The 934-nt window shown below is 35.4% G+C and carries 2 protein-coding genes; both read right to left on the bottom strand.

Annotated elements, in window-relative coordinates:
* Positions 1 to 334: hypothetical protein (locus AB5Z01_RS13815; RefSeq protein WP_368365634.1), on the bottom strand; the 334-nt coding region annotated here is incomplete at its 3' end.
* 4 nt (positions 335 to 338) lie between these two features.
* A partial coding sequence (locus AB5Z01_RS13810; RefSeq protein WP_368365633.1) for a hypothetical protein occupies positions 339 to 934 on the bottom strand: 596 nt, incomplete at its 5' end.

Genomic DNA, 934 nt, shown 5'->3' with positions numbered 1-934 from the left:
CTCTAGGTATCTTTATCGTTTCCGTGTCTATTATCTCTCTTTTAGCGAAAAGCAAAGAAAGACCTTTAGGAAAAGATGATTCGGGAAATTCTGAAGGTTCTTCTGTCATATTCTCATTTTCCTGAATGATTTCTTCTTCTTGTACTGGAGCAACAACTTTAGCTGGTTCTGTGGTGCTGGCTTCTGGTTGTACTTCCGGAATTTTCTCTTCTGAAGTCTGTTGTGATGAAACAGATTTTATACTTTGAACTTTCTTAGCTTCTTCTTTACCAGCCTGTACCAATGCGAACATTGATGTTTTGGGTTTTCCTGTATTTTTCTTTTCTTCAGCCATAATTTCATTTTTTAACGTAATTGATTAATAATTGTATCATTTCTTCTCCGAAATCATCACAGGTGTGATTATAGTTGTTTATTATCGTAGAAAGGTTTCTTTGGTAATTAACTTTGCTTTCCTTGATATGATTGTTCAGTAGCTCGAAAGGTAAATTGTCTTTGTTTGCTATAAGCTCTTTATATTCAAGCAAATTAGGTGTTACCTTATTGGGCAATCCTTTTACTATTGTTTTGTAACCTAGACTTTCTCGTTTAGATAAGATATTTTCCTTGTAGTAATTGTAGAACTTTACAGTGTGCAATACTTCGATTTTTGAAGGAGCAAAAGGTATAATGACCACATCCATCATCATCAGGGTTTCTACTACTCCTGCCTGTTTCAAGTTTCCCGGAAAGTCAACCACTATTATATCGAAACTTTCTTTGAGAAATTCTATGCTGTTAATGAAGTCTGATGAAGATATACTCATTACTTCATACTCGTCTTTTATATCCTCTTCCTGTTGTGCTTCATCGAAAGCTCTTAACTCCCCCATTGTATTTTGCGCATCGTCTATATCAACAACGCCAATGGTTAAACCTGTCTGCTCGTGGCTCT

The sequence above is a fragment of the Ruminococcus sp. RTP21359st1_H3_RTP21359_211015 genome (assembly GCF_040909065.1).
Taxonomy (GTDB): domain Bacteria; phylum Bacillota; class Clostridia; order Oscillospirales; family Ruminococcaceae; genus Hominimerdicola; species Hominimerdicola aceti.
The sequence above is the reverse complement of the archived record's forward strand: the minus strand, read 5'-3'. Positions and strand labels throughout refer to the sequence as shown.